The organism is Rhizobium sp. No.120, assembly GCF_054558365.1.
On record NZ_BAAJNQ010000010.1, the window covers coordinates 201,957 to 208,085 of the forward strand.

The 6,129-nt window shown below is 58.3% G+C and carries 6 protein-coding genes; 5 read left to right on the forward strand and 1 reads right to left on the reverse strand.

Annotated elements, in window-relative coordinates:
* Positions 1 to 30: 30 nt before the first annotated feature.
* A complete protein-coding gene (locus ACYJRZ_RS24260) occupies positions 31 to 1,152 on the forward strand; it encodes an HPP family protein (protein ID WP_459463336.1) in 1,122 nt (373 codons plus the stop codon).
* 66 nt (positions 1,153 to 1,218) lie between these two features.
* Here ACYJRZ_RS24260 and ACYJRZ_RS24265 read toward each other — a convergent pair whose 3' ends face one another.
* Positions 1,219 to 1,566, reverse strand: a complete 348-nt coding sequence (locus tag ACYJRZ_RS24265) for a DUF488 domain-containing protein (protein ID WP_459463337.1) — start codon at positions 1,564 to 1,566, stop codon at positions 1,219 to 1,221.
* Positions 1,567 to 1,643: 77 nt separating this feature from the next.
* On the opposite strand from ACYJRZ_RS24265, the gene ACYJRZ_RS24270 reads away from it, so the two are divergent.
* The 4 genes from ACYJRZ_RS24270 to ACYJRZ_RS24285 form a co-directional block, all read left to right on the forward strand.
* Positions 1,644 to 1,877, forward strand: a complete 234-nt coding sequence (locus ACYJRZ_RS24270) for a hypothetical protein (RefSeq protein ID WP_459463339.1) — start codon at positions 1,644 to 1,646, stop codon at positions 1,875 to 1,877.
* 716 nt (positions 1,878 to 2,593) lie between these two features.
* Positions 2,594 to 3,478: a helix-turn-helix domain-containing protein gene (locus ACYJRZ_RS24275; RefSeq protein ID WP_459463341.1), complete on the forward strand. Its 885-nt coding sequence runs from the start codon at positions 2,594 to 2,596 to the stop codon at positions 3,476 to 3,478.
* 174 nt (positions 3,479 to 3,652) lie between these two features.
* Positions 3,653 to 4,204, forward strand: coding sequence for a hypothetical protein (locus ACYJRZ_RS24280; protein WP_459463343.1), 552 nt, complete (start codon positions 3,653 to 3,655; stop codon positions 4,202 to 4,204).
* Positions 4,201 to 6,129 (forward strand): YadA family autotransporter adhesin (locus tag ACYJRZ_RS24285; RefSeq protein ID WP_459463345.1); only part of this gene is annotated, 1,929 nt, incomplete at its 3' end. The genes ACYJRZ_RS24280 and ACYJRZ_RS24285, both read left to right, overlap by 4 nt.

The window sequence follows — 6,129 nt, forward strand, 5'->3', positions numbered from 1 at the left end:
GAAAGATCCATCCGTAAAACTGGCTTCATCATGCAGCATTCAGAGCCCCACAAGGCCGGTTCCGGCCGGCTCCGCCTGTTTTCCCCCATCCTTGCCGGCGCTACCCTGCGCGAACGGATGATCGCTTGTCTTGGCGCCTTGATCGGCATCGGCCTTACCGGGGTCATTAGCGGCTATCTCTTCGGACAAGGGCCGCATCTCCCGCTCATCGTCGCGCCGATGGGAGCGTCGGCAGTGCTGCTTTTTGCGGTTCCGGCAAGTCCGCTCGCCCAGCCCTGGTCTATCATCGGCGGCAACACTATTTCCGCCATGACGGGCATCATTGCCGCCTACCTCATCCACGATCCGATCATCGCGATCGGGGTCGGCGTCTCCCTTGCAATCGGAGCGATGTCGCTTGCGCGATGCCTGCATCCGCCGGGTGGCGCTGCTGCCCTGACCGCCGTTCTCGGCGGCCCGGTTGTCGCCGGCTGGGGTTTCCTGTTTCCGTTTGTGCCGGTTGCCTTGAACTCCTGCATACTCGTCGGCCTCGGCCTTGTGTTTCACAAGCTTTCCAGGCGCAATTATCCGCATGTCGTGGCAAAGCCCGCCGAGAATACCCATCAGACACGCGATCTGCCGCCGCCCTTGCGGGTGGGCTTTCGTGAGGAGGATGTCGATGCCGCCCTGAGCGTGCTGGACGAGACCTTCGACATCGATCGCGCGGACCTCAGCCGCCTTTTGCGGCAGGTCGAATTGCAGGCGGCGGTGCGATCGCATGGAGATACAAGCTGCGCAGACATCATGTCGCGCGATGTCATCGCCATTGGCGAGGATGCAGAGCCGGAACACGCACGGCATCTTCTGCTCAAACACAATATTCGCACGTTGCCTGTGAAGGATCGGGAAGGCCGCCTGGTCGGTACGGTCGGCCTGCGCGAGCTCTCGGGAGGTCTCGACACCATCGCGCGCGCCCTATCGAAACCGGCTGTTGCCGATGCTGCCGATCCCGCTTTATCCTTGTTGCCCGTTCTGACGGACGGGCGCACGCATGCGGTCATCGTTGTTGATGCCGACCGGCGCGTTCTCGGTCTGATATCGCAGACGGATCTTTTGAGCGCCATGGCGCGGTTCCTGCCGACGAAGGACATTCCGGCGCCAGTGGTTGCATGAATCCTGTCGGAGAAGCTACTGGTACCATCGAGCGCAGCAACTGATACGAAGCAACGCGCAGGCTATCTAATGCCTGCCGATGAAGTCCATGAGCACGATGGCGTTGTTATGCTCGCTGTCTCTCGCTCCATAAAGAAGCGTGGCCGTCGATTGGTCGATCTGCTTCTTAAGCTCTTCCACCGCCTTCGAGTTCTTTTTGAGTTCATCCTCGTAGCGTCGGCGGAACTCGGTCCATTTTTTCGGATCGTGATCGAACCAGCGCCGCAGCCCGGCGCTTGGAGCGATGTCCGTCAGCCAGGCGTCGATATGGGCGTCATGCTTGCTGACGCCTCGAGGCCATAAACGGTCAACCAGGATACGCTTGCCGTCACCGTCTTCCGCCGGCTCGTAAATTCGCTTGATTCGCAGAGGCATATCCATTGCTTTCCGGAGCGATTGCCCAGCCGATGATAACATCCGACGACTTCGCATCTCACCTGTCGCAGAGCGGCATGAATATCGGTGATTCGGAAATCACCTTAATCCATCGGTTGTGCAGCGTCTGCGACAGCCTGTTTGATCTCGGCGATGGACGTTCGCTGATTGGTTTCATGCATCCGAATCGCGTGGATCTGCAGCAATCGCCGGTCAGGCGAGGCCGCGGCCCTATTTATGACTGTTTCTGGCGGTCGATCAGGATCAGAGATTTGCCGGAGGGCTGTGAAGTCCACTTGCCTGGGCAGTAGAATAACTTCTGCTTTTCTTTCATCTATTACGGCTCGGTCGGGAGTTGGCCAATGATATAGAATTAATGGCTGCAATCAAGATTGGCTTGCTTACAGCATATCGATAGTGTGACTTACCGCGAACCTATGAAAATCCACAGGCGTCCTTTCGAATTTATTTTACGCTGGGAATGTGATAGCTGACATATATTACGACTGCGAGAGCGAGAATGGTAGAATTCAAATTTAGCGAACCACCTCGGGGAAGTGCGGAGGACCTCTCAAGTGAGTGTCAGCGCCAGTTGAAGCCTATTGTCAGTGAAATCGTCCAGGCAGCGGCAGCAGCTGGATGGAACCAAAAAGATGTGCTTTTAGCGATAGTGGACGTTGCCTGGGATCTTTATGAAAAGCGTCGGGATGACGCTTAGGATTGCATGGCTATCAATTTTTCCTACTTTTGAGAGAGGTATATACTCAATCTTTCATGCACTTTAAGCTGGTTATTTAGCGATTTAATCTCAACTTTAAGATGAAGTGGTCTGATGACCTACCATTTCTTAGCTATATGGCTATTTCCCCTTCCCAACCCCGCGATTTATACTATTTAATCTTCCGCAAAGAGCTGGTTTGCGGCGGCAAGCCGCGGGAAGAGTTGGGGTAATGAGATCTCAAATGAAGATGGGATCTGATCTGCTTGTTAGTATTTGCAGGACTTCGTTCGGGCGGGGCGATGAAGAATGGGCTATGCGGGTGAGGTCCGGGAACGGGCCGAACGATATGTATTCGATATAATTCCTGAACATGCAGGACCGAGAAAGGCGACCGCGCGCGGGAGCATTATCAATTCCGTGCGCAATCCGGGGTCGCAGACGTTTCTGGCCAAAGAGCATGCGATGGGAATCGTACTGGCACCCATGCGCGGCTTGCGAGCGTCCCTCGGCAGCGACCGCATCACCCAATATGATGCGCCTGTCGGCTGTCTTATCATCAATCCCGCCGGGGTGGACAGCAGCCTTGCCTGGTCCGAAACCAGGAAAAACCTCGTCGTCGCCATTCCCCCCGACACTCTGTCAGAACTGGCTCTTCAGGAGTTCGATCTTGCCGACATAGAACTCCAGCCGCCCGCTTTCGGAACCGTCGATCCGATCGCTCTCGACATTGCGCAGCGAATGTCTGCAGAATTAACCGGGAAGGCAACTCCGAATGAACTCTTTCTGGATTCATTGGTTACGCTCTTTGGTACCCATCTCCTCCGTAACTATGCAAGCCACATGAAACAGCTTCCGTCGCCAAGGGGAGGGCTCTCCTCCAAAAGCGCCCGTCGCGTTGAAGAGTATCTCCGTGAACATTTTACGGAAAAGGTTCATGTCGCTGAACTGGCAGCTGTCGCCGGCATCTCGCCCAATCATTTCATCGTGAGGTTTGCCAAGACGTTTGGTATGCCGCCCCATCGCTATCTCATAAACTTACGACTGGATTTTGCGGAAAAAATGCTTGTCGAGGGCGAAATTCCGATTGCTGAGATTGCATACCTGACCGGATTTTCGGACCAAAGCCATCTGGCGACAACAATGAAGCGATATCGCGGCAGGACGCCGACGGCGTTGCGCTTCGAGCGCTAATCTGCCGAGCATTGCGCGAAAATCCCGGTCGGAGCCGACCGGGACTGGCATCGATATCTCAATTTACCGGGTAAGCTTCGCCAGATCGCACCTGACTATTCGCGCGTGCGCGGCAGGGCTGGTTTTCGGCGCACGGAAAAATACCACGCGTATATATAAAGCAGCCCTAGGTAAGTGTGGCAAAGCGGTTACACCCGCAGCCGGCTAGGCAAAAACCGTAATTTTCTAAAAAAAATCCGGAATTTTATAAAATACGATTGCGCTGAAATAAGGCCATCTTCCCGGACGGTAATCATCCGGTGCTTTATGGACATTCAATTCCCTGAATTTGAAATCTTTGCTCCGAAGATCGAGGTAGCCTGGACTGCCTTGCAAGACCGATATGCCAGCCGCCTGACCGGCGCGGAGGTCGATTATCTATTTGCCTGCCTGGTCTTCGGCTTGACCTCTCCGGCCTATGGGGAAGGGGAGCCACTATTCCATTTCGATGTCTGCCGCGCCCTGGTGACTATGAAGCTCCCCCCCGATCGGGCTGACGCTGCGTTGTATTCCGTTCCGGAACTGACGCAGCCATGGGCCGACACCGTGCGGGAACAGCTCGAAAGTCAGGCCGCCAAAATGGGTCGCGCGCTTCTGCAAGCGCATAATTTCAACGACGACGCAGCCGCCGATGCGGGTTCACGCGTGCTCGGTCGTCCAGGTAGCAGCGAGGAGAAAGCAGCATGAGCGAGTGCGTTGGGGAACGTCTGCAGACCAAATCGCGTGTCGGATTTGCACGAAGCTGGATTTCGGGCGGTGATGGCAATCGCCTGGTTCGCCGGCGGCTGATGGCGGTGCTGCGGATGGCATCTCGGGTGCTCGGCCTCAAGCGGAGCCGTCTAGGACACGGGATGCTGGGTGTTGGTGGAGCGGTGGCACTGAGTGCGATCGCTTTCGGGGGCATTGCGACACCGGCTCTGGCGCAATATCAGGCTGGCGGCGGCACGACGACAGCCGCCAACGCCGTCGCTATCGGTAACGGTGCTAAAGCGAATAATCCGAACAGTGTGGCATTGGGTACCTCTAACAGTGCAACGGGCGATGCTTCGATCGCCATCGGCTATTCGATGAGCGTCAATGGCCTCAACGCCATAGGCATGGGCGTTTTTGCGAATGCCACCGGCGTCAATGCTCTTGCCGTGGGTGGAAACGCTCGCGCGCTAGCGGACGGAGCTTCGGCCTTTGGTGTCAATACCACCGCAAACGGGGCGAACGCCGTCGCCCTCGGCTCGACGGCCAGCGCTTCAGGTGGCGCCTCGATAGCGGTTGGATTGTCCTCCAACGCCTCATCGTCAAACGGTGCCGCCATTGCCATGGGCGTCGGCTCCAAGGCTAACGCCGGAACAGGCGGCGGCTCTCCGATTGCCATCGGTACGAATGCCAATGCAAGCGGCACCGCTCCTTCTGGCTTCACGTTCGAGTCTGTTGCGTTAGGCTCCGCTGCAACGGCCACGGGAGCATGGGCGAACGCGGTTGGTTCCAGCTCATCTGCCACGGGAACTGGCGCCAGTGCCTTCGGCACGTCAGCGACGGCGTCGGCCAACCAATCCACCGCAATCGGAAATGGGGCGACTGCTTCCGGCTTGAGAGGCTCGGCAATGGGTTATCTCTCCACCGCCTCGAATACCGATACCATCGCCCTTGGCACATCAGCTGCCGCATCGGGGACCAACTCGCTCGCCATCGGTCCTACTACGGTCGCCTCGGGAGCCTTCGGTGTTGCTTTGGGTAATCAGGCACAAGCAATCGCTGGTGGCGGTGCTGTTGCGATAGGCTCGGGCGCAATTGTGGCAAATGGCGCGACCTCCGGCATCGCTCTCGGCAACAATGCAAACGCCGGTTCCAATTTAGCCACCGCGGTCGGCCCCGGCGCGAATGCCTCGGGGAGTGGAGCCGCATCCTTGGGATTCAATTCAAAGGCGACTGCCATCAATGCAGCAGCCTTCGGCGCGAATGCCACTGCGACCCAGTCAAACACTCTTGCTTTGGGCGAGTCCTCCACCGCCAGTGGTGTGAGCAGCACAGCAATCGGCGGCGGGTCAGTCTCCAGCGGGCTTCAGTCGGTCGCTTTGGGCATCAACGCGAATGGAGGCGCCGCCAACGCGATTGCAGTCGGGACAGCGGCCCAAGCGACCTCTGCCGAAGCGGTTGCCGTTGGCAACAATGCGGTAGCGACAGGCGGCAAGGCCGTCTCCATCGGTTCCGGCAACACCGCTTACGGTGACGGCGCGGTCGCGATCGGCGATCCGAGCTATGCCAGCGGCACCGGCGCCTTCACCGGCGGCGCCAACAACATCGCCAACAGCGATGGCACGGCAAGCGCCAGCGCCGCAAATCAGGCGGCCGGCGCAGTCGCGATCGGCAACAACAACAAGGCGATCGGCCAGGGCTCGGTCGCCCTCGGCAACGGCTCCACGGCGGGCGCTTCTGGCTTCGTCGGCAACGTCGCCCTGGGTAACGGCGCGACGGCGACGGCGAGTTCCGGTGACGTGGCGCTCGGTTCGGGCTCCTCGACCTCCACGGCGGTCGGCACGGCCAGCGGGGTGGTCAACGGCACGACCTATGCCTATCAAGGCACCAACCCGACTTCGACGGTCAGCGTCGGCGCCGTC